The 20480-nt window shown below is 50.0% G+C and carries 19 protein-coding genes and 2 tRNA genes; 7 read left to right on the forward strand and 14 right to left on the reverse strand.

The features are described 5' to 3' along the window. Positions 1-39: 39 nt before the first annotated feature. Complete coding sequence (locus KS4_RS02840; RefSeq protein ID WP_145074354.1) at positions 40-543, reverse strand: hypothetical protein; 504 nt, start codon at positions 541-543, stop codon at positions 40-42. 794 nt (positions 544-1337) lie between these two features. On the opposite strand from KS4_RS02840, the gene KS4_RS02845 reads away from it, so the two are divergent. Next, complete coding sequence (locus KS4_RS02845; protein ID WP_145074357.1) at positions 1338-2669, forward strand: aspartate aminotransferase family protein; 1332 nt, start codon at positions 1338-1340, stop codon at positions 2667-2669. Between the two features lie 1394 nt (positions 2670-4063). On the opposite strand, the gene KS4_RS02850 is transcribed toward KS4_RS02845, so the two are convergent. Then, entirely contained in the window at positions 4064-5008 is a 945-nt protein-coding gene (locus KS4_RS02850) for a YeiH family protein (RefSeq protein ID WP_145074359.1), read from the reverse strand. Between the two features lie 203 nt (positions 5009-5211). On the opposite strand from KS4_RS02850, the gene KS4_RS02855 reads away from it, so the two are divergent. After that, positions 5212-6126 (forward strand): LysR family transcriptional regulator, encoded by a 915-nt coding sequence (locus tag KS4_RS02855; RefSeq protein WP_200761501.1) that lies wholly within the window; start codon positions 5212-5214, stop codon positions 6124-6126. Between the two features lie 245 nt (positions 6127-6371). Here KS4_RS02855 and nusG read toward each other — a convergent pair whose 3' ends face one another. The 3 genes from nusG to KS4_RS02870 form a co-directional block, all read right to left on the reverse strand. After that, positions 6372-7070, reverse strand: coding sequence for a transcription termination/antitermination protein NusG (nusG, locus tag KS4_RS02860; protein WP_145074365.1), 699 nt, complete (start codon positions 7068-7070; stop codon positions 6372-6374). 63 nt (positions 7071-7133) lie between these two features. After that, positions 7134-7529 carry a preprotein translocase subunit SecE gene (gene secE / locus KS4_RS17450; RefSeq protein WP_200761502.1) on the reverse strand — a complete coding sequence of 132 codons (396 nt, stop codon included), beginning with the start codon at positions 7527-7529 and terminating at the stop codon, positions 7134-7136. Positions 7530-7645: 116 nt separating this feature from the next. Continuing rightward, positions 7646-7718: transfer RNA gene (locus KS4_RS02870), tRNA-Trp, on the reverse strand. Between the two features lie 268 nt (positions 7719-7986). Between KS4_RS02870 and KS4_RS02875 the strand changes: the two genes are divergently transcribed. Beyond that, positions 7987-8910 carry a mechanosensitive ion channel family protein gene (locus KS4_RS02875; RefSeq protein WP_145074367.1) on the forward strand — a complete coding sequence of 308 codons (924 nt, stop codon included), beginning with the start codon at positions 7987-7989 and terminating at the stop codon, positions 8908-8910. A 58-nt stretch (positions 8911-8968) separates the two neighbouring features. Here KS4_RS02875 and KS4_RS02880 read toward each other — a convergent pair whose 3' ends face one another. Then, entirely contained in the window at positions 8969-9559 is a 591-nt protein-coding gene (locus KS4_RS02880) for a lipid-binding SYLF domain-containing protein (protein ID WP_145074370.1), read from the reverse strand. Positions 9560-9616: 57 nt separating this feature from the next. Between KS4_RS02880 and KS4_RS02885 the strand changes: the two genes are divergently transcribed. Further along, positions 9617-9805, forward strand: a complete 189-nt coding sequence (locus KS4_RS02885; RefSeq protein WP_145074371.1) for a hypothetical protein — start codon at positions 9617-9619, stop codon at positions 9803-9805. Positions 9806-9817: 12 nt separating this feature from the next. On the opposite strand, the gene rpmG is transcribed toward KS4_RS02885, so the two are convergent. The 3 genes from rpmG to KS4_RS02900 all read right to left on the reverse strand — a co-directional run bounded on the left by rpmG (position 9818) and on the right by KS4_RS02900 (position 11757). Next, the gene (rpmG, locus tag KS4_RS02890) at positions 9818-9997 is read right to left on the reverse strand and encodes a 50S ribosomal protein L33 (RefSeq protein WP_145074374.1); all 180 of its coding nucleotides are present in this window, start codon (positions 9995-9997) and stop codon (positions 9818-9820) included. A gap of 263 nt (positions 9998-10260) precedes the next feature. Next, positions 10261-11466: an elongation factor Tu gene (tuf, locus tag KS4_RS02895; RefSeq protein ID WP_145074377.1), complete on the reverse strand. Its 1206-nt coding sequence runs from the start codon at positions 11464-11466 to the stop codon at positions 10261-10263. A gap of 218 nt (positions 11467-11684) precedes the next feature. Further along, positions 11685-11757, reverse strand: a tRNA-Thr gene (locus KS4_RS02900). A 912-nt stretch (positions 11758-12669) separates the two neighbouring features. Between KS4_RS02900 and KS4_RS02905 the strand changes: the two genes are divergently transcribed. Together KS4_RS02905 and KS4_RS02910 are read left to right on the forward strand one after the other, a co-directional pair. Next, the gene (locus tag KS4_RS02905; RefSeq protein WP_145081379.1) at positions 12670-12894 is read left to right on the forward strand and encodes a NifU family protein; all 225 of its coding nucleotides are present in this window, start codon (positions 12670-12672) and stop codon (positions 12892-12894) included. Positions 12895-13052: 158 nt separating this feature from the next. After that, on the forward strand, positions 13053-13250 hold the full coding sequence (locus KS4_RS02910; protein WP_145074380.1) for a carbon storage regulator: 198 nt from the start codon (positions 13053-13055) through the stop codon (positions 13248-13250). A gap of 156 nt (positions 13251-13406) precedes the next feature. Here KS4_RS02910 and KS4_RS02915 read toward each other — a convergent pair whose 3' ends face one another. From KS4_RS02915 to mtnP, 5 genes are all read right to left on the reverse strand, one after another. Continuing rightward, positions 13407-15080 (reverse strand): MFS transporter, encoded by a 1674-nt coding sequence (locus KS4_RS02915; RefSeq protein WP_145074383.1) that lies wholly within the window; start codon positions 15078-15080, stop codon positions 13407-13409. A gap of 63 nt (positions 15081-15143) precedes the next feature. Beyond that, the gene (locus KS4_RS02920; RefSeq protein WP_200761504.1) at positions 15144-15932 is read right to left on the reverse strand and encodes a sulfite exporter TauE/SafE family protein; all 789 of its coding nucleotides are present in this window, start codon (positions 15930-15932) and stop codon (positions 15144-15146) included. Positions 15933-15995: 63 nt separating this feature from the next. Next, complete coding sequence (locus KS4_RS02925; protein ID WP_145074389.1) at positions 15996-16856, reverse strand: sulfite exporter TauE/SafE family protein; 861 nt, start codon at positions 16854-16856, stop codon at positions 15996-15998. 6 nt (positions 16857-16862) lie between these two features. Next, on the reverse strand, positions 16863-18050 hold the full coding sequence (locus KS4_RS02930; protein WP_200761505.1) for a tetratricopeptide repeat protein: 1188 nt from the start codon (positions 18048-18050) through the stop codon (positions 16863-16865). A 399-nt stretch (positions 18051-18449) separates the two neighbouring features. After that, positions 18450-19376, reverse strand: a complete 927-nt coding sequence (gene mtnP / locus KS4_RS02935; protein ID WP_145074395.1) for an S-methyl-5'-thioadenosine phosphorylase — start codon at positions 19374-19376, stop codon at positions 18450-18452. A gap of 434 nt (positions 19377-19810) precedes the next feature. On the opposite strand from mtnP, the gene KS4_RS02940 reads away from it, so the two are divergent. Further along, positions 19811-20425, forward strand: a complete 615-nt coding sequence (locus tag KS4_RS02940) for a C40 family peptidase (protein ID WP_145074398.1) — start codon at positions 19811-19813, stop codon at positions 20423-20425. Positions 20426-20480 lie beyond the last annotated feature (55 nt).

Below are 20480 nucleotides of genomic sequence, written 5' to 3' on the forward strand. Positions count from 1 at the left end.
CATGCAGTCAAATCATGTCTCTAACGCAAGCACGTCCAGCTACGCCTGAATATCCAAATGTTTATACAGCCTCTCATCTTGTGTCTGCTCTGTAGGTAAAGCAGCTTTTGCTTTTTCTTCTATTGGCAAGGCAGGGGTTGTGGTGTGGGGCTTGGGAGCGATCGCCGTTTGAGAATCAGGGGGGAGGGGGGATAGCGGGGGGGATTGCTGTTGGATAATTTGCTTGGCTTCCTCGCTCAATTCCGCGATATCACTTGCCGCCGATTTGTTTTCTTCTCGGATCTGACGCACCAGCTTATCCGGCGCATCATCAATCAGATCTTCATGATCGCGTAGCTGCGCTTCAACATGCAGCCGTGCCGAGCTGTTTTCATCACCATCGTTTTCTTCCAACCCTTTGATGTGCGCTTCGAAAACCTCCAGCACTTTTTCCGCGCTGTGCTGCTCCTCACGCACCTTCTTATCACGTTTACGTGCCTGTTGCTGGCTTTGTAGCGCGGTCCCCGCCACACCTGCCGCAACACCTGTTCCCATGACACTCATCTGGCTCACTCCCAAATTAAGGGCACCAAATACAACATAAAACATACTACGGACGACATCTTATATATCGGCAACCCCTAGCCGATTACTCAAAACTCCCTTTTAACTCCCTCTCTGTCAAATATTTATTTGAAGATCCTGGCCCCTCCCCCTCCTCCCCCTTCCCCTTCCACTCCCCCTCTCTTTTCCTACCTCGCCGCACATACGCCTATCCCCCGATCTCACTTCACAACTCAAGTTCATCAATATTGCATACTTTTGTTCTACAACGACAACCCAGCCTATCCCACCTCACGCAACCTCGCGCTCCCAGTCATGTTCACGGTGTTCGATGCTCTCAAGCCCGTCACCGCCGGTGGCGGGATGTTGCCCCAGCGATCTACAAGATTTTCTACCCATTCAATTCATCACAGAATACTTCAGCAGAAGGCGTGACCGCCGTTCCAAATTTCAACCACTTCCGAGATATTACTAATATCTGCTGTGTTTCATGTGCAGGCATATTTATACGAATTCCGCCCATAATCCCACATAGAATCACAAAATTAGGCTCATGATCCCTTTTCCACACCGCAATTCGAATAATTTTTTAAAAAAAAATATAAAGGAAAACCCCGCCTATCCAATTTAAACCTTACTTTTAAATTTTCTCTCAAATTCCTTGCCGATACGCCTTGAATTGGATCAGTTTTATAGACATATTATGCGTTAATTATATAAGACACAGCAAGATCCTTAGTTTCAAGTTTTCTTGACTGGAAATGCCGTAACTAGATAAATGGAAAGGGTTTACAATGACGACGCAAACAACTTCATTGCCCGGGCCAAAATCCCAACAAGTTCTCGATGAGCTCCAGAAGTACATCATTGTCGATCCGCACCCTTATGCCGTTGATCTAGCCGCTTCCAAGGGCATGTATATGGCCACTGTGGATGGCGACATGCTTTTTGATTGGGGTGGCTACTACGGCGCGAAACTCCTCTCACATAACCATCCAGGCCTCTTCGAGGAAGACTACCTCAAAGAGCTCACCATGGTGGCCAACCACAAAATCGCTAATCCCGATTTTCTCACCCCGCAGTGTCTCGCTTACTACCGACTGATGCGAGGTATGGCTCCCAAGTGCATGGAGAACCCGAACCTCGAACTTTATGTCGTGAACTCCGGCGCTGAAGCCGTTGAGAACATGCTCAAATACCTCATCAACATGCACGACGCGAAGCGCAAAGCTCAAGGCCGCACGCCCGGCATCCGCCGCTTTGTTTACTTTGATTGCGCCTTCCACGGCCGCACCGTCTTTGCACTCAATATCACACAGCTCCGTCACGACCCTGTCATGACCAAGGGCTTCAAAGGCATGGTTCCCGCTAACATCGAGATCCCATTCCCCGCAATCGACAACTCGCAGCCTGAGGAAGAGAACATCCAAAAAACAGAGCAGGCGCTCAACTTCCTTGAAGCGCAACTCAAACTCTTCGGTGACGAAATCGTCGGCATCATCTTCGAGCCTATCCAAGGCGCAGGTGGCCACCGTATCGCACTCCCCGATTTCTATCGCAAACTAAGTGAATTGGCTCACAAGTACGATACCTATCTCGGCGTTGATGAAGTCCAGACCGCGGGCGGCCAAACGGGCTCCATGTTCTGTATGGATCATTTTGATTTGCCATACCCACCGCAAGCGATCGCGGTTGCTAAGAAGTTCGGCAACGGCGTCCTGTACATGAAAGAATCCATGACCGATGAAGGCGTGCTCGACTCCACATGGGGCGGCTCACTCGTCGATATGGTTCGCTTCTCACAAGAGATGAAAATCATCGAACGTGAAGGCTTAGTCGAACAGGTCCCTGAAAAGGAAAAACACTTTGTAGCCCTTCTTAACGATCTGTGCGACAAATACCCGGACATCATTTACAACGTCCGTGGCATGGGCGTCTATCAAGGGATTAGTTTCCATAACGTTGCGGACAAAGGTAAATTTGTCGGCCGCATGTTGCACGAACAACAAACAATCTTGATCGGTGCAGGCACGGACACGATCCGTTTCCGTCCGCCGATTGATGTGACGATTGAAGATATGGATTTGCTGCACGAGAAGTTTGAAGCAGTCCTGTCAACATTTTGAAAGAACATATCAGTGTGAATCTGGAACATGTTTTAGATACACACTGAAAATATAAGCCACACTTTGTGCGGAATCTCGCGTTTCATTTCTACCAAACCAAAACCAAACACAACGCACCGCATTTAGTCGTAAAGAGGACATCAATAAAATTGGTGTCCTCTTTTTTTGTGATTGAATCATTGGTGATGAATGATCGTGCGCGCGTTTTGAATCGGCTTTGGTTTTTAGGATGGTTGAAAAAGTACGGTTTGAAAATATGTCTATGCGCGTGTTAGTTAAGTCGGTGAGTGATTTTGTTAAGTCGGTATGAATAAATAAGGGGTTATGAAAATTAGAAGGCGCTTTTGTGCGCGCGTGTTCGTGTGGGGATTGATTTTCGATGATTTTCCCTAATCGAGAATGGACGGGATTGGTGTGAAATGTGTTGGTTTGGGTGAGAAATGAGGTGGAAATGATTTAAAATAGGCAGGTTTTAAATGTGGGAATGCGCGTTTGTGCGCGCGGTTTGTTTAGTAGTTGGTTTTGGTATGCGATTTGCAGCGGGGATGGTTATGTGAAGCGCTTTAAGTTGTTGTTTTGCGGGATAAGATGCAGGTAGTGGGTTGAAATTTTAGGTGTGCGGTTGTGTTTTTGGTTCGCATTGGCTTAAGTAATTCGCAATACTCGGAATTGAGAATTCATTGCTGGTTGGAGTGGATTTTTGGGGTATGGATTATGGCGTGTGCGCGTGGGTGTGCGTGTGGGGTGTGTGGGATTGGGGGCGTGTGTGTGGTAGTAGCGTGATCGGTATGTGGGTGGGATGAGGGGAACGGCGAGGGAGATAGAAATGGCGTGTATGAAGCAGTTGAATTGTGTTACTTAAGTGTATTGTTGTTCGAGTGAATGTGCGTTTGAGTTGCTTTACTTAAGTGTGTCGTTGGAAGGAAGATGATAGTGATGGGAGAGGTGTGTGGACGGGAACGTGGAGGAGAGGGATTGTTTCACTAAAGCGTATCGTAGGTAGGTTTAACATTCCCGCACCAGCGGTGCGGGGCTTGAGTAGATGAGTTGTTTCACTAAAGCGTATCGTTGGTAGGTTTAACACCTCCGCACCAGCGGTGCGGGCTTGAGTAGATGAGTTGTTGCACTAAAGCGTATTGTTGGCAGGTTTCACACCCTCGCACCAGCGGTGCGGGGCTTGAGTAGATGAGTTGTTTCACTAAAGCGTGTCGTTGGTAGGTTTAACATCCCCGCACCAGCGGTGCGGGGCTTGAGTAGATGAGTTGTTTCACTAAAGCATATCGTTGGTAGGTTTAACATCCCCGCACCAGCGGTGCGAGCTTGAGAAGATGAGTTGTTGCTTGAAAGCGTGTCGTTGGTTGTGGGGTGGGGGCGGGATTGTTTTGTGTGAGGGGTCAGGTGATTGGTTGGAGATGATAGATGTTGAGTTTGACGAGGATGAGAGAGAAGGATGAGGTGATGAGCCAAAGGAGTGAGGCCATGAGTAGGAGTTTGCCGCGGATGATTTTGAGAGATTGCCGGGTTAGGCCGGCGCCGATGAAGAAGAGTGAGAGGATCATGAGTTGTTGGCCGAGTGCGTTGAGTGGTTGCCAGAAGTCGGCTTGGTTTGGGAAGTATGATCGGAGTGAAGCGGCGGCGATGAAGCCGAGGAGGAAGAGCGGGAAGTTGGTTTGGGTGTTTTGGTTTTTAACGAGTTTGGAGCAGGTGATGGAGAGAGGCATAATCCAGAGTGCTCTGGTGAGTTTGACGGTTGTGGCGATGGCGAGTGCGGGTGGGCCGTAGGCAGAGGCGGCGCCGATGACGCTGCTGGTATCGTGAATGGCGAGTGCGGACCAGAGGCCGAATTGGGTTTGTGTGAGGCCGACGAGTTTTCCGATGGGAGGGAAGATGAAGAGCGCGATGGCGTTGAGTAGGAAGACGACGGCGAGTGAGACGCCGATGGCGTGCTGATTGGCTTTGATGGAAGGGCCCATGGCGGCGATGGCGGATCCGCCACAGATTGCGGTGCCGCTGCTCGTGAGTAGAGCGATATGTGTGTCGATTTTGAGGGATCTTGCGAGGAGTAAGCCGAGGGCGAGGGTGGTGGTGATGCTGATTGCGGTGATGGAGAAGGATTGAAGGCCGACGTGGAGGATGGTGTTGAGCTGGAGGCCGAATCCGAGGAAGACGACGGCGGCTTGAAGGAGGTATTTAGCGAGATTGGCTGTGAATTGGGAGTGCGAGTTGCCGACGATGAGGCTGATGGCGACGCCAGTGCAGAGTGCGATTGCGGGGGAGTGGATGAAGATGAGTACGGCAAGGCCGAGGCAGATCCAGAGGGTGGGGGTTTTATGATTCATGGGTAGGTGCTGGGTTTGAGGTTGGTCATTTATGTTTGTGTTGCAGGCGATTGATTGTGTATTGGCTACACATCCCCGCACCGGCGGTATGGGGCTTGGAGTTAGGCGATGGGTGCTCCTCACTTCCGTGGGAGGTGCTAATATAGGGGATGTTTAAGCATGATTCTAATTGATTAAATATATGTATATAATCAGAAATAATGATGAATCAAGATGTCACAATTCGGCAACTGGAAGTGTTTGTGGTGATTGCGAGGGAGGGGAATCTGACGCGGGCTGCGGAACTGTTGGGGATGACGCAGTCGGCGGCGAGTATGTCGTTGAAGCAGTTTGAGAATTTGTTGGGGTATCCGGTTTTTAGTCGGGTGGGCAGGGGGCTGGTGCTGAATGATTTGGGGAGGCAGCTATTGCCGAAGTCGCAGCAGATCCTTGGGCAGTTAGAGGCGATGGTGAGTGAGGTTTATGATCAGGAGCATGTGCCGACGGGGCATGTGGTGATTGGTTGCAGTACGACGATTGGGAACTACCTTTTACCATCGTATTTGAAAGAGTTTTTGGATGAGCATGATGGGATTACGGTTTCGGTGCATGTTGGTAACACGAATGAGATTGCAAGGATGGTGCGACGGGGGGATGTGGATCTGGGATTGATTGAAGGCGAGTTGGTGGTTCATGATTTGTATGAGGAAGATTGGATGCGAGATCATCTGGTTGTGATCGTATCGCCTAATCATCGATTAGCAGGGAAGAAAAGGGTGAGTCAAGCGATGCTGTCGCGCGAGTCGTGGGTGATGCGAGAGATGGGTTCGGGGACACGGTCGACGGTATCGCAAGCGGCTGCGCGTCAGGGTTTGCAGATGGGACAGGTTGTAGAGATCGGGCATACAGAGGCGATCAAACGAGCGGTGGAGACGGGATTAGGTTTGAGTTGCTTGTCTGAGTTGGCGGTGAAGCGGGAATTGGAGGATGGGCGGTTAGCGGCGTTGCCGATGGATATGGGGGTGGATCGTTGGTTTCGTATGATCTGTGTGGATGGAGCGTCGGTGACGCCTTTGGTTGGGTATGTGATGCAGTGGATGCGTGATCTTGCGATGGAGTTGGGAGAGAAGCGAGTGTGAAGTTTTCAGTTGAGAGCGTCGTTGTTGGTTGGGATGGCTTGTGGGGGAAGTCACAAGAAAAATGGCAGCAGTTGTCGGGACACCCCGCCACCGGCGGTGGCGGGCTTGTGATGTGAGTGATATTACAAAAATGTGTCGTTGGTTGAGAGGGTAAGGCGAGATGGGCAATAAAAAACCTGCTGAAATGCAGCAGGTTTTGGGTGGTTTTTTGATGTGAGTTGGAAGTTTGATGACTTCCGGGGGTACTACTCTTCGAATTTTTCGATGAGCCAGTATTCGAGTTCGACGGGGGTTGCGCGGCCGAAGATGGTGACGACGACGCGAACTTTGCCCTGGTCTGGGAGGAGTTCGTCGACGGTTGCTTCCATGTTTTCGAAAGGGCCGCCGGTGATCTTGACGTGGTCGCCGGGTGAGAATTCCATCTTGACGGTTGGCTGTTCTTCGGCAGGCTTCGAGGCGGCTTGCATCTTTTCAATCTCGGGGATTGACATAGGTGATGGGCGGCCTGCGGTGCCGATGAAGTCGCCGACGCCGGTGGTTTCTTTGATGAGGAAGAAGACGTCCTGCGGGATACGGCCATCGTTTTCGAGACGCATCTCGACGAAGACGTAGCCGGGGTAGAGTTTCTTCTCGATGATTTTTTGCTTGCCAGCCTTGATGGTCTTTTCTTTCTCGGTTGGGACGAGAATACGATTGACCAGATGGACGAAGCCTTCGATCTTGAGTTTCGAGAGAAGGGTTTGGCGAACGTAGTCTTCTTTATTGGAGGCGACACGCAGGACGAACCAGTTCATGCCGGGATAGACCATGGGTTCGTCTTCGGGTGCGATATCATCACCGGGTTTCGGGCCGTCGGGTAGAGCGGGCGCGTTGCTATCGGTGGTCGCGTCTTCGGAGACGATTTCTTCAGGAGAATCGGTTGTGGGGTTGTCTTGCTCGCTCATGGAGCCGACCTCTCAGTATGGCGTCTAATGGTTAGTTAGTACGGAGTTGCGGGTAGGTGGCGGTTAGCTTTGCAGCACACCGATTTGCGTGAAGATCCAGGCGAAGCTGATGTTGATGAGGAAGAGGATGGCAGCGAGTAGGAAGGTTCCGCCGATGACGACGATGGTGGAGCCGTAGACTTCCATTCTGCTGGGCCAATTGACCTTTTTCATTTCGGCTTCGGTGGCGATCATGAATTCGGCCACGTTGGGTTTGTTCATGATCCAGAAGAGCAGGATCCCCCAGAATGCGACCATGGCCAGAGCCATACCGCCTTGCCAGTAGATGGTGTTCTGCTGGATGATGTCCATCTGTTTCCAGATGTAGAGGATGCCAGAAAGGACAAGCGTGCCAGCACCGATCCATGTCAGTGTGCGCGTCCAGTACCCCTCGCCGGGTTTGTATATTTTAAAAGCCATGTTTTTCTTACCGAATCTTTGACTTGATTGAGAGGCGGATCAAATGTTTAGTTAAACCCCCGCATACTCACGAATCTAAACCTTTAAGCCGCAATCTCTTAGTAAAAAGAGAGAAACACGGGTGAGAGGACTTGAACCCCTAACCTGCTGATTTGGAATCAGCTGCTCTGCCAATTGAGCTACACCCGTATGTCAGTCGTATCCTGATCGGCTGTGGGTGACTCGAAAGCCTCACTTCCGGGGGATATGACAAGCCCTCCGAAATTGGAGGGCAGAGACATATATTACCGGTGTAGGGGGGGATACGTCAAGTATCAACCAATTCCCCACAGGACTGTCTTTTGTGACAGGATGCTGTCGAAAGGGCTTTGTTTTTTTCTGTACGAGTGGAGTGGACGCGGGGTATGATAGCGGGCCGTTTTGAGGGGCACAGTCACAATAGCCGGAGATGAATGGTATGGAAGAGAACACTTATGATTTGGCGACGGAGCCGGATGAGGTGGTGAGTGATGAGGTTGAGTTGGAACCTTTGGATTTCGATTTGATCTGTGTGCATTGTGAATACAATTTGCGTGGTGTGTTGCCAGATGGTGATTGCCCGGAATGTGGTGCAGCGATTGCGGATTCATTAGGTGAGCGGACCTTGCGTTTTGCGCCGAATGAGTATTTAGAAGTGCTGAAGTCGGGCTTGTACTTTTTGCTTCTTTCGTTTGTCCTTTCGCTGTTTTTGATGGTGATGGGTTTTGCTGGCGGGCTTGCATCGGCGGGGATGGGGGTAGGACCAAAATCAATTCAGCTTATCATGTCGGTTGCTATGGTGCTGCCGCTAGCTGCACATGTTTTTGGCGCTTTAAAAACAGTAACAGTACACCAATACAATGCTGATGCTCCTCGGGCGCAGAAAACCGCAAAAGTTGGAACGATAATCTATGCAGCGACTGCATTGTTCTCAATGGTGTTAGGTGTTGTTTTAGTCGCAAGCAGTACCATGCCGACAGCAGGCGTTGCGATCGTTAGTGGTGTGGTTGATGTCGTTAGCGGGATTGCGAGTGTCGTAGCGTATTACAGTTTGATTTATTACATATGCAAATTCCAGACGGGTATGCCGTTTTCGCCGCATATGAAATATCCATGGCTTCCGAAGTTTGTTTTAATAACATACATCGTGCCAATTGTCATTGGCTTATTGGCGCTGTTGTTTTTAGGCGTATCTGCTGCGACAGGTAGTGGTGGGCTGTTTATTGGTCTCGGCGTAGTCATGGGTATCTTGGGACTCGCGGCAGGTGTCTTATTCCTTCTCTCGGCAATCTTCTCGATCATGTTGTATATTCGTTTGCGAAGAACAATCGCAGATATCCAATCGGTGCAAGGGGCGTTTTGATTATTAAGTGATGACATATTAAAAGCCGCATGTTTAAAAGCATGCGGCTTTTTTGCATTTATCGGGGGCCGTTTAAGAGGACGGCTTTGCGGAAGGTCATGCCAGAAACATTGCCGGTAAGCATGAAGCCGGAGTCGGACATCTCATAAATTTCGATGTCGCTCAATACTTCATTACCTGAACCTACCGTACCTTCTTTGTCTTTTTCTTTGAAGACTGCAGAGCCGCCAGCTCCGAAGGTCCAGCCGCCATATTGGATGTCGTCGAGGATGTCTACGTTATTAAAGATCATGACCATGTTGTATTCACGTTGGCCGACACCGATACCGCCGCCGTAGCGCTCGACACGCATGAAGCGGTCGGTGTCTTTCGTGTTGTCGTGGATGACACCGTAGCCATTGCCGAAGTTAGCGATGATGATACTAGTGCCGACACTGGAAAAGACGCCGTAGCCTGAAGCGTTTTGAATTTGCTCACGCGTCTCAGGGTACTGCTCGTAGAGGCGGCTGAGCGTTTCCTGCTGCATCTGAAGGATAGATTCACGCTGTTGCTCAGGGGTATCGCCTTTGGGGTGCATCGTGCATCCGGCAATCGAAACGAAGAGAGCGAGCGTGAAGAGGTATTGGGCTTTCAGTTGGGAGAGTCGCATGAATGGATTCCTTTTGCAAAGTACTCCAACTCGTGGATTAGATCGGTGAGATTGCATGTGCGCAATCGTATGCATCATGTGTATGCGGAAATCCAGGATAGGCATAAAAAAACCGTGAACTTTTTAGGGTTCACGGCATGGTTTTTATATTTCGCCGCCAAGGGTGTTGGCGATGATGTGATACGGGAATTTCTATGCAATACCGCGGCGAAGAAACGCCGTGATGCTGAAAGTGTTTACCCGTGAAGCACGGATCAATTACTTACGTTTGATCTTGTGGAGGATGTGCTTGCGTTCACGAGGGCAGTACTTTTTAAAGCCTGCTTTGACTTTATCGTCGATGCCGCCCTTGACGTTCACAGGCGTACGATAGTTCAAATCTTTGCATTCAGTACACTGAAGCCACACGTATTCGACTGCACCAGCTTTTTTAGCCATGATTCTTAACCCCATCTTACTAAGGGTGAAATTCGTCAGTTTCGTCTCATTTGGAGGCTGGATAGATCGAGGATCTGTGGCCCTGAGACGGTCGTACTCCCAGCTGCGGTGTTGTTCATCTTGCGGATGAAGGGGCAGGGGGGAGTTCGGTTGTATTGGCTCGGGGAGAGCCGAAAAACTGGGCCTTGGGCTTTCACCCAAGGCCAGTGAAAAATCAATTTCGTCGCTAAGCAAGCTTAGCTTGGCGTCATTGGCAGTGAAGACTACTCAATGACTTTGGTGATAACACCAGCGCCGACGGTGCGGCCGCCTTCGCGAACAGCGAAGCGGAGGCCTTCTTCCATAGCGATTGGTTTTTCGCCGAGGTCGACCTTCATGTTGATGTTGTCGCCAGGCATACACATTTCTGCGCCGCCTTGGAGTTCAATACCACCGGTGACGTCAGTCGTGCGGAAGTAGAACTGTGGTTTGTAGCCGTTGAAGAATGGGCTGTGACGGCCGCCTTCTTCTTTGGTGAGTACGTAGACTTCGCCTTCGAAGACCTTGTGAGGTGTGATGGTCTTCGGAGCAGCGAGGACCTGACCGCGTTCGATTTCGGTCTTCTCGATACCACGGAGGAGGCAGCCAACGTTATCGCCAGCTTGACCTTCTTCCATCTGCTTGTTGAACATTTCAACACCAGTAACGGTTGTTTCTTTAGTCTCGCCGAGACCAACGATTTCAACCTTGTCACCGATCTTAACCATACCACGGTCGATACGGCCAGTTGCGACGGTACCACGACCCTTGATGGAGAAGACGTCCTCGATGGACATGAGGAATGGCTTGTCAGTTTCGCGTTCTGGTTCTGGGATCCAGGTGTCGATCGCGTTCATCAGGTCGCCGATGCATGCAGAAGCAGCTTCGTCTGATGGGTTCTGAAGTGCTGGGAAAGCAGCACCGCGAACGATTGGGGTGTCTTCTTCGAAGTCGTACTTAGCGAGAAGCTCTTGGACTTCAAGCTCGACGAGGTCGAGAAGTTCTTCGTCGTCGACAAGGTCAACCTTGTTAAGGAAGACAACGAGTTTAGGCACATTCACCTGACGAGCGAGAAGGACGTGTTCGCGAGTCTGTGGCATTGGGCCGTCGTCTGCAGCCACAACGAGAATCGCACCGTCCATCTGAGCGGCACCGGTAATCATGTTCTTAACGAAGTCGGCGTGACCTGGGCAGTCAACGTGAGCATAGTGACGGTTGTCAGATTCATACTCAACGTGTGAAGTTGCGATGGTCACGATCTTAGTAGCATCACGGCGACCGTCTGATGCAGATGCTTTAGCAACTTCATCGTATGGCTTGTGCTCAGCGAGGCCTTTGGCTCCCTGAACTGCTGTGATTGCTGCGGTCAGTGTCGTTTTACCATGGTCAATGTGACCGATGGTGCCGACGTTGACGTGTGGTTTAGTACGTTCGTATACGCCCTTTGCCATTGTTTGCGAACCTCCGCCAAATTGATCATTTCAATTTGGACTCATCTAGATGAAATACGGGCTATTCACATCTCGAATAAGCCCAAACGCGTTTCGGGAACCAGTCCGGGAAACGCCCCGGACGACGATCTTACACGTAGATCATTTGATTCATAAGACTGAATCTGAGATCAGTCAGCTCGGCCATTATAGCCTGTTGCGTTACTAATATCAGATAAAGCCACCCATGGGACTTGAACCCACGACCTCACCCTTACCAAGGGTGTGCTCTACCAACTGAGCTAGGGTGGCACAACTGAGTGCTGCCGAGACAGCATAGCTATCTACTGCTATAAAACGCCTCTTTCTGCGTTTTGAAGCAGCATAAACTGCTATAGCCACATCGTGGCTTGCCGCAGGTTATTTACTCGCCTCGTCCAGCTAAATGCATTGCACTGAGCCAGATTAACCCGCCACCCGATCACAGCACGTTGACTTGCAGACCACCGTCCCGCTGCGCAAAGTCAAACTAAGCCATATCGTCATACGCTTGGCTGTAGCTGGAAAAAGTAACACTCCCATCACATCAAGTCAAACTGATCACTCGAGTTTGGGGGAAAAATCTTGATTATTTCAGCCTCAAACGGAATGTGCGAGCCAAACCTGCCAGTAGAAGGAATTCCTCCCGATTTCGTACCAATGTACAGAGCGAGAATCATATCAATTTAACAGGGAAGTTCAGGCTGCGTAAGCGGAGGTCGGGCCTGCAGGGAATTAATTCTTGTTCAGCGAGGTTAGATCTTGAAGCTCAGAATCAATATATAGAAGCGATGAGCGAAGATCATGCACGCTTAGTTCAAATATGGCACGATCAGGGCGCGGCGATGTTATCCCCAAGTTGTAGCAGCGTATGGAAACTATGTGCAGCAGATGTGGATACCAATAATCGATCTAAATTGTTACTATTTTATGATTTAGAGCGATAATACCGATTGCATGGATTGTCATGACTTTACCGGTTAGATTTAGCTGGAACATGATATTCGTGACAGATTGAGCATTGTTCCAGACCCCATCTGGGCCTATCATAAAGATAACAGCAAGTATTCAACTCGCGGTAATGCCGCGATGAGTGGGTTGAAATCAATCAACTCATTCAACATTGGAACTGAGGGAAGTATGAGTCAGCAAGCCCCCGAAAGCGCAAGCGGTGACGCTCGCAGCGTGCATGATCGGGTAGAAGAAATTATCGAACGCATCCGTCCTGCGATCCAAATGGATGGTGGTGACGTCGAGTTAGTTCGTATTACCGATGAAAATGTCGTGTTGGTTCGCCTGCACGGTGCTTGTGTCGGTTGCCCATCAGCAAACATGACGCTGCAGATGGGGATAGAACGCAATGTGCGTGAAAAAGTGCCCGAAATCGTTGGCGTTGAACAGGTGCCCTAAAGCGATTGCGGACATTTTGGGTTTTTCGTTCTGAGACAGCTCCGGTTCTGCTATGGCAGATCACCATTGTTCAGGGATGAGTTTTTATCAGGCGGAGCCCTGAATGCTGTCACACGAACTTAGCGAAGGACTGCCACGGTCAGCCAGGAGGCACAACCATGCTTGCTCTCACACGAAGAATCGGCGAAGAAGTTGTTATCGGGGATCCGAAAAATCCGCAGGGTGTTATCCGGGTTGTGGATATTCACGGCGATAAAGTGCGATTGGCTTTTGATTTCCCAAGGGAAACGCAAATCAATCGGCGTGAGTTAGCTGACCAGAAAGCGGCGGGGATTAACCATAAGCCCAGAGATTAGTGGTGCAGGGTTTCATTCCCTCCCCCTCCCGCCCACACCATCTTCCAGCGGCCCTACCTCCTTTCACTTCTTACTCTAAATCACAATGTATTAACGAAGCATGAAGCCGTTTAGAGACAGCTTTGTCGCTATCCGTTTACGCTTTGAATTTAGAAATCAGATATTGTCTGCTTGATTATCAGTATCACTTGGTTTGCTTGTTTTGTTTGGGCGTCTTAACCAATCAAAACGTTTCTCATGGCTCGTTGTGGGCCGGCCGGGGATCGGGTCTCTGGGGCCCGGCTTTGTCGCTGCATAAAAATGATGTCTGCGAGGGATGAGCAGCCCGCCAATAATCGTACATGTCAGACAGATAAGCATTAAGAAGAGGATGGTCGATTGATAGGCTGAATTAATGATGGAAAGTGTGATCTCGCGCAAGGCATCGAATTGATCTGGAGCATACTGTTGCAATGCATCAAAATCATCCTTATTGCCGCCGATGATTTTACGCATGATATAGCGGGTTTCGTGCCCATGATCAGCAGCTAATTCGTTGAGTAATCGATCCGCATGATGTTGATATACAGACCCTGCAATGGCGATACCTATCGCTGCGCCGATCATCGATGATGCTTTGAATAGGCCCGCAGCTCTGCCAGCATCATCATGAGAACTTGCCGCAAGTGCCGCCGCCGTGATTGGAGACGCGAACAGGCCAATCCCGAGTCCAATGAGAACAAATGGGCCGAGTAATCCAGCATAGCCCGCACTTTCTGATTTCATCGAGATAACAAGTAGTCCAATGGTGAGCATGATCATACCGATTGTCGTCGGCGCTTTTGCGCCGATGCGATTATAGATAACCGAACCAATATTAAGTGTGATCAGAATCGAAAGTGTCGCAGGTAGTAGGAGTAAACCCGTTGATAAGGCGCTGTAGTTGCCGACGATTTCGAGATAAATTGCGGAGAAAAATAGGATCGAAGCAAAAGTGATGTTGGAAACTGCATTAACAAGATTGGCACCCAAAAACGTGCGATCACAAAGCAGGTCGATTGCGAGGACAGGATTGCTGACCCGTTTTTCAATGATGATAAAAATGATCGCAAGAAGCAGACCGAAACAGAGCATTGAAAGGGTTAATGGAGAAAGCCATCCCGTGACGCCAGACTCAATTGCCGCATACGTGATGCCAAACATACTCAGCATGACGATGAGTGAGCCGATGTAATCGATGCGCGGGAGTTCGGTGCTGTTTTTCGATTCTTTCAGAAAGGTTGTTGAGAGGAAAAGAATGATGCCGCCAAACGGGACCAGGATCCACATGATCCATCGCCAATCTGCAATCTCCAGAACGAGCCCGCCGATCGCAGGGCCAATAGCCATCGCGAACCATGCGAGGCCAATCCATAGACCGATGGCAATGGTGCGTTGTGGCGGGTGGAAGTTCACCTCGACAAGTGCAAGTGATGGAGGGAGTATGAGCGCACCGCCTATCCCCTGGATAGCCCGCGCGATAATGAGGATTGTGATGTGATTTGTGAATCCGCCGATAAATGATCCGAGAATAAATAGAAGCAGACCAATATTCAGAACTCGCTTTCTGCCAAACACATCTGCAAGCCGTCCTGAAACAATGATAAGCCCGCCGCAAAGTGTGAAAACATTAACTGCCCATTGAAGCTCGTTAAGCGTGGCATTGAGCTGGTATTCAATGGGCGGTAAAGCAACGTTAAGAATCGTGGCTGATAACCAGACGAGCATGGCGCTAGCAATCAGAATTGATAAAACAATCACGCCACTTAATGTGTAGAAAAATGGTTTTTTGGGTCCCATTTGATTTTGCATGCAGCATCCCTACCCCTATCCATCGGCGAAATGTATCGCTTACTGATCAAGAGAGGGTATCTGCTAAGCGATGGCGCTTAGCCCGGACCAGATGAGCTTAATACTGGTCAGGATGGCAACAATGACGACAAAAGTGAAGACCGATTTAGCACCTTTTTTAATCGCGAATTTAGCGCCGATGACAGCACCGGTCATGGTTCCCAGTGCTAATAATAAGCCGTATCCCCAGACGATTTGACCGTGCCATGCAAAGATAGCGATAGGCGGGAACGTTTGCAGGAATGCGATCGTAACCTTTACCGCATTTGATTTCGCGAGGTCCTTGGGATGAAACATCGTAAGGCCGACCAATAACAAAAGGCCAACGCCAGCTTGAAGGAAGCCGCCATAAATCCCAATGAGAAAGAAGGTGAAAAACTCGCCCGCCGGATTCTGCATCGGATGCCGATCTGTCGCAAGTAGCAGGCGAGGCTTAAAAAATAACACGATCGCCATCGTGAGCATAGCGCCGCCAAAGACGAGTGAGAACCAATCCGCGGGCAGGATTTCAGTAATATATCCACCCAGTGTTGAGCCGCACAAAGCAGGGAGCAGGAGTTTAAAAGCGAGCCGTATATCGGTAAAACCGTGCTTGTGAAACATCGCCGTGCTGGTACCCGTTTGAAGCAAAACAGAGAGGCGATTCGTAGCGTTGGCAGCCTTGGGAGAGAGATCGAAGAAAAACATGAGTGCAGGGAGCGTAAGAAACGATCCGCCGCCAGCCATTGTATTGACAAAGCCAGCAATGACGCCGATCAGGGGCAAAGCAATATAAGCCGTCCAGATAGGCATGCCGTCGAAGAATTGATTCAACCAGATACTCATGCGAAGAGTTTAGAGGATTACAAAGTGGGCAACAAATAGGTTGATACCGCGCTACATCATCTGCGTGAAGCTTTTATAAATCATGTTGCAGCCGGTAATGATGGCAATAATAACAACGAAATAGTAAATGAACTGCGTCCCTTTTTTAATCGCGGTCTTAGCGCCGATTAGAGCGCCGGTAACAGCTCCGACTGCGAGCAGTGAGCCCTCCGCGACTTGTATCTGCCCGTAATAAGCGAAAATGGCGACAGAGAAAATGGCATAGCCGAGTGCGAGGCTGACTTTTACGCCGTTTGAATGCAGTAAATCACGTCCATGCGTCATCGCAAGCCCGATGAGCAAGAGCAAGCCAACGCCCGCCTGCAAGAATCCGCCATAGAACCCAATCAGATAGAACACCAGCCATTCAAGCCATTTTTTTTCGATCTTGCGGTGTCCCACATCAAGTAGCATCTTTGGTTTTGTGACGAGCATCATTGCCATGCCAATCATGGCAATGCCAAAGATAAACATGAACGCTTGAGTTGGAAAAACTGCTGCTGCCCAAGCACCACTGCCCGCGCCAAAAAGCGATGGCAACATCAATCTTTTCGTTAGACGTAGATCGCCAAAACCATGCGCATGATAAACCGTCGTGGACGTGGTCGTATAAAAGACCACAGAGAAGCGGTTCGTCGCATTGGCAATCTGAGGGGGCAGCCCGCAAAGATAGATCAATACGGGTAATGTTAGAAACGAGCCGCCACCGGCGACCGTGTTGATAAAGCCCGCAGCAAAGCCGACGATGGGGAGTAAAACATAAATGATCCATTCAGGCATGGCACAAGTATAGATAAACTGTTTGATTCGTTCATTAATGGGTATAAAAAAAGAATCGGCTGCTTGCCGATTCTTCTGGTTTGATCCAATCATTTGAAGTTACTTTATACCGTATGGATGATAGAAAGCAGGGCCTCGTTCACGCTTGATGTGAACTTCGCTCGAAATTTCTTTTGCCTTTTTGTAGTACTCGATTGCCTTTTCAATATTGCCGAGTTCTTCGTGAGCCGCCGCGAGCGTCTGTAGGAAATCAATGTCGCGGAATTTGGTTTGCCGGTTCAACTCAAGCGCGATTTGTAATGCTTTCTGCCCATCGCGAAGCGACTTATCTTCACATTTTGAGAGGAATTTAGCATAGTAATCCATAATCATCGGATCGCTAAAGCTGTTGGCGTATGCATCTGCAATATCTTGCTTCGCCTCCGCATACTTGTTCTCGTTTAGCAGGGCAACATGACGCATCAGCAATGCATTGGGGTGTGAAGGATTGGCGCGGACCAGACGATCATACCAATCCACAGGTGATACGGGGCGTCTTGGATTGAGAAGTTGTGCGGGTTGCGTTCTAATCGCGTAATAGGCTTCTGCAAGACAATCCGTACACAGCTCTTTGCCCGGTTTAAGGACTTGTGCGCCATACATGTCATCCTGCTGAGAGAAGGTTGGATGCAAAATACAGTGTACGCGTGTGCAGTTGCTGTTTGCAAAGCTATGGTTTGACCGGTGGGGCAAGCCAAGGCCGCGGCATAGTTCTTTGTAAATGGCATATTCCCATGCCTCTGTCTCATTAAGATATTCGATCTTGCGACCGTAGTACTGAATATTGCCTGCATAAAGCACCACGCGATTCGTGCCGGTCTTAATCCCATCAGCATCACGGGTCACAACCGTCGGCTCGTACGTGCTAAGCTCACGTACACCATCAACATCCGCAACGACAAACAAAAGAATGGTCGCAGGGCCGACACCGTCGACTTCCCCGCCAGCTTTGATCATTGCAGCTTCAAGTTTATCGCGATTAAGCCGCCCGAGGTTGTCGCGATCAACATAGATACGTTTGCCTTTGTTGAGTTTGACGCGGCCTGGGATGTGGCGCACAAATCTCTGAATCGCTGTATTCAGCGCAGTTTCAGGCAGATATGCTTCATTCACTCCAATTAACTCAATAACCACTTCTGCAGAATAACTCATTGGCAGATTGAGTGGTGAATTAAGTGTCGTGTCCGATTTTACAGAGCGCGGCTCACGTTTACGGATTGCGCCTGAACCCATGATGCAACCAGTCATCAGCAGACTGATTGTTATAAGTGCCATGATTGCAAGGTGATTGCGCGCAGCATTGGGCTGCACGAAGAGATTCAAAACCGATTTCATAACTCAAACCTTCCCAGATATTTGCCCGCCACCGGATGCTAACACTCACATCCTGTTGAGAATCTGCTCACTTCAACCCGCAGATTTTGAAGACTGATTATAGCGTTTTCGTTCGTGCCTCACATCATTCAAAGCGTTATATATTCGAAGCTTAGAGAAACATTTTTGATTACGAAAGTTGATTGATTTCAAAAACGCTAGAGCGACTATACGATTAAAGACGTAATGGCGCGTGGATTAGTTCGCTTGAGATCAGATAAAAAGTGAATTATCCAGTGGACGCGTTTTTGTGCGCGGATCATGTGGTATTGGCTATTTAAAATATTTGCCCCAGAGGACTTGGAGTTTATTGATCTCGTCGGCGGGGATCTTGTCTTTGTGCGACCAGATGCCCATGGCGAGCGCGGCGTGAGCGGGGCAGGGTTCGGATTCGAGGATGGTGAGATCGCGGAGTGCGGCTTTGATTAGGGCGATGTTGTTGGTGGTGGCGCGGTTGAGGTTGCCGATGATTTCTTCCAGAAGTGCTTGTTTGGAAGAGACTTCGTGCGGACGCCAACAGTCGTAGTCGGTGGGCATGGCGATCATGGCGTAGGCGATTTCGGCTTCACGGGCGAGTTTGGCTTCGGGCATGGCGGTCATGCCGATGAGGTCGCCGCCCCAGGCGCGGTGCATGTGTGATTCGGCGCGGGTGGAGAAGGCGGGGCCTTCCATGACAACGTAAGTACCTTTTGCGTGTACGGTTATGTTTTGGGGTTTGGGTGCATCGTTATTTTCTAATGCTTGATTAGAGGGCAGATATTTGGTTGCGTTGAGGAGCCAATTACGCATGGTGCTGCAGAAAGGGTCGGCGAATTCGACGTGTACTGCGGCGCGTTCGAAGAACGTGTTTGTGCGCTTGTAGGTTTTGTCGATGATCTGATCGACGATGACGAGATCGCCGGGGCGGTATTCTTCGCGAAGTGAGCCGGTGGCGCCGGAGGCGAGGATGTGGGTGACGCCGAGCTGTTTGAGGGCGAAGATGTTGGCGCGGTATGGGACGGCAGAGGGGTTGTGGATGTGGCCGATGCCGTGGCGCTGGAGGAGGTAAATGTCGACGCCTTCCCAAGTTGTATGGATGATTGGAGATGATGGCTTGCCGAAGGGTGTGTCGGGGTTGACGGTTTGGCCGGTTTCGAGGCCGAGTTTATCGCCGAGACCTGTGCCGCCGATGATGCCGATTTTGATGTTGGAATTGCTCATGAGGTGAGTGTAACGGCGCGGGGTTTGTGGGTCTAGGGAGCTGGATGGGTCGTTGAAAAGCTACGCGATGGGTTTTGTTGAGGTGGGCGAGATGTGCGCACAAAAGCGCGCTTTGCGATGATGATTTTTGTTGAAGACAGAGAAATGCTGTGCGCATGAAATGTTGCAGCTGGGGGTTTTTACTTATCGAAGAATCGTCAGAAACAGCGAGAAATGGCCAAAGAACGGCCAACTTTGATGCGTTTTAGGCAAGGAATGGCGCGTTTTGGTGTGGGCAAGGTGTGGAAAAGGCGGTTTTGTGCGCACAGTTGCGCTGCTTCACGGGTTAGTTAGACGGCGAAGCTGAGGTTATCTCTCGGATGTGAAATGTGGGTCATGTTGACTTGCGAGCTGGCCGTTATGAGAAGGTGCGATGCACCGAAAGGAGCGGCGGCATGAGGCAGGATATAAGCGTGAACTATTCGGTGATTAGAGATGTGCTGAGGACAGGTGATCTGGTGTTGTTTTCAGGGAAAGGGGGGATGAGTGCGGGGATCAAGTGGGGGACGATGAGTCAGTGGTCGCATGTCGGGATGGTGGTGCGGCTGGATGGTTTTGATTTTGTGGGTTTGTGGGAGAGCACAACCTTGAGTGATGTGGCGGATGTTGAGAGCGGGGAGAAGCGAAAGGGGGTGCAGTTGGTTGCATTGCGTGAACGGCTGAACCGGTATCAGGGCGAGGTGGCTATTCGGCGCTTAGAAGGTATAGAGATTGGTGAAAAGGAGTTGGCGGGGTTAATGGCGTTTAAAGGTGAGATGAATGGGCGGGGGTATGAATCGAATTTGTTTGAGTTGGTGAGGTCGGCGTATGACGGGCCGATGGGGCGGAATGAAGAGGATCTGTCGAGCGTGTTTTGTAGTGAGCTTGTGGCGGAGGCCTATCAGCGGATGGGATTATTGGGAGAAGAAAAGGCGTCGAATGAGTATACGCCCGCGGATTTTGGACAGGACCGGTTTTTAACGCTTTTGGCGGGGAGGCTGAGTGATGAGATTTTGATTGGGCGGGAATGAGTGTTTTTTTGAAACATAAGAGGTGTGTTGGGTATTAAAAAAAGGCTGCAGAAAT

Origin of the sequence: Poriferisphaera corsica, assembly GCF_007747445.1 — a bacterium.
GTDB lineage: Bacteria > Planctomycetota > Phycisphaerae > Phycisphaerales > Phycisphaeraceae > Poriferisphaera > Poriferisphaera corsica.

Coding starts and splice junctions, on each gene's coding strand:
- mtnP (WP_145074395.1), bottom strand. CDS start 19,376: ATGAGCAATTCCAACATCAAAATCGGCATCATCGGCGGCACAGGTCTC.
- KS4_RS02925 (WP_145074389.1), bottom strand. CDS start 16,856: ATGATTGGATCAAACCAGAAGAATCGGCAAGCAGCCGATTCTTTTTTT.
- KS4_RS02855 (WP_200761501.1), top strand. CDS start 5,212: ATGAATCAAGATGTCACAATTCGGCAACTGGAAGTGTTTGTGGTGATT.
- KS4_RS02840 (WP_145074354.1), bottom strand. CDS start 543: ATGAGTGTCATGGGAACAGGTGTTGCGGCAGGTGTGGCGGGGACCGCG.
- KS4_RS02875 (WP_145074367.1), top strand. CDS start 7,987: ATGGAAGAGAACACTTATGATTTGGCGACGGAGCCGGATGAGGTGGTG.
- KS4_RS02930 (WP_200761505.1), bottom strand. CDS start 18,050: ATGACTGGTTGCATCATGGGTTCAGGCGCAATCCGTAAACGTGAGCCG.
- KS4_RS02845 (WP_145074357.1), top strand. CDS start 1,338: ATGACGACGCAAACAACTTCATTGCCCGGGCCAAAATCCCAACAAGTT.
- tuf (WP_145074377.1), bottom strand. CDS start 11,466: ATGGCAAAGGGCGTATACGAACGTACTAAACCACACGTCAACGTCGGC.
- KS4_RS02850 (WP_145074359.1), bottom strand. CDS start 5,008: ATGAATCATAAAACCCCCACCCTCTGGATCTGCCTCGGCCTTGCCGTA.
- nusG (WP_145074365.1), bottom strand. CDS start 7,070: ATGAGCGAGCAAGACAACCCCACAACCGATTCTCCTGAAGAAATCGTC.
- secE (WP_200761502.1), bottom strand. CDS start 7,529: ATGGCTTTTAAAATATACAAACCCGGCGAGGGGTACTGGACGCGCACA.
- KS4_RS02940 (WP_145074398.1), top strand. CDS start 19,811: ATGAGGCAGGATATAAGCGTGAACTATTCGGTGATTAGAGATGTGCTG.
- KS4_RS02910 (WP_145074380.1), top strand. CDS start 13,053: ATGCTTGCTCTCACACGAAGAATCGGCGAAGAAGTTGTTATCGGGGAT.
- KS4_RS02880 (WP_145074370.1), bottom strand. CDS start 9,559: ATGCGACTCTCCCAACTGAAAGCCCAATACCTCTTCACGCTCGCTCTC.
- KS4_RS02915 (WP_145074383.1), bottom strand. CDS start 15,080: ATGCAAAATCAAATGGGACCCAAAAAACCATTTTTCTACACATTAAGT.
- rpmG (WP_145074374.1), bottom strand. CDS start 9,997: ATGGCTAAAAAAGCTGGTGCAGTCGAATACGTGTGGCTTCAGTGTACT.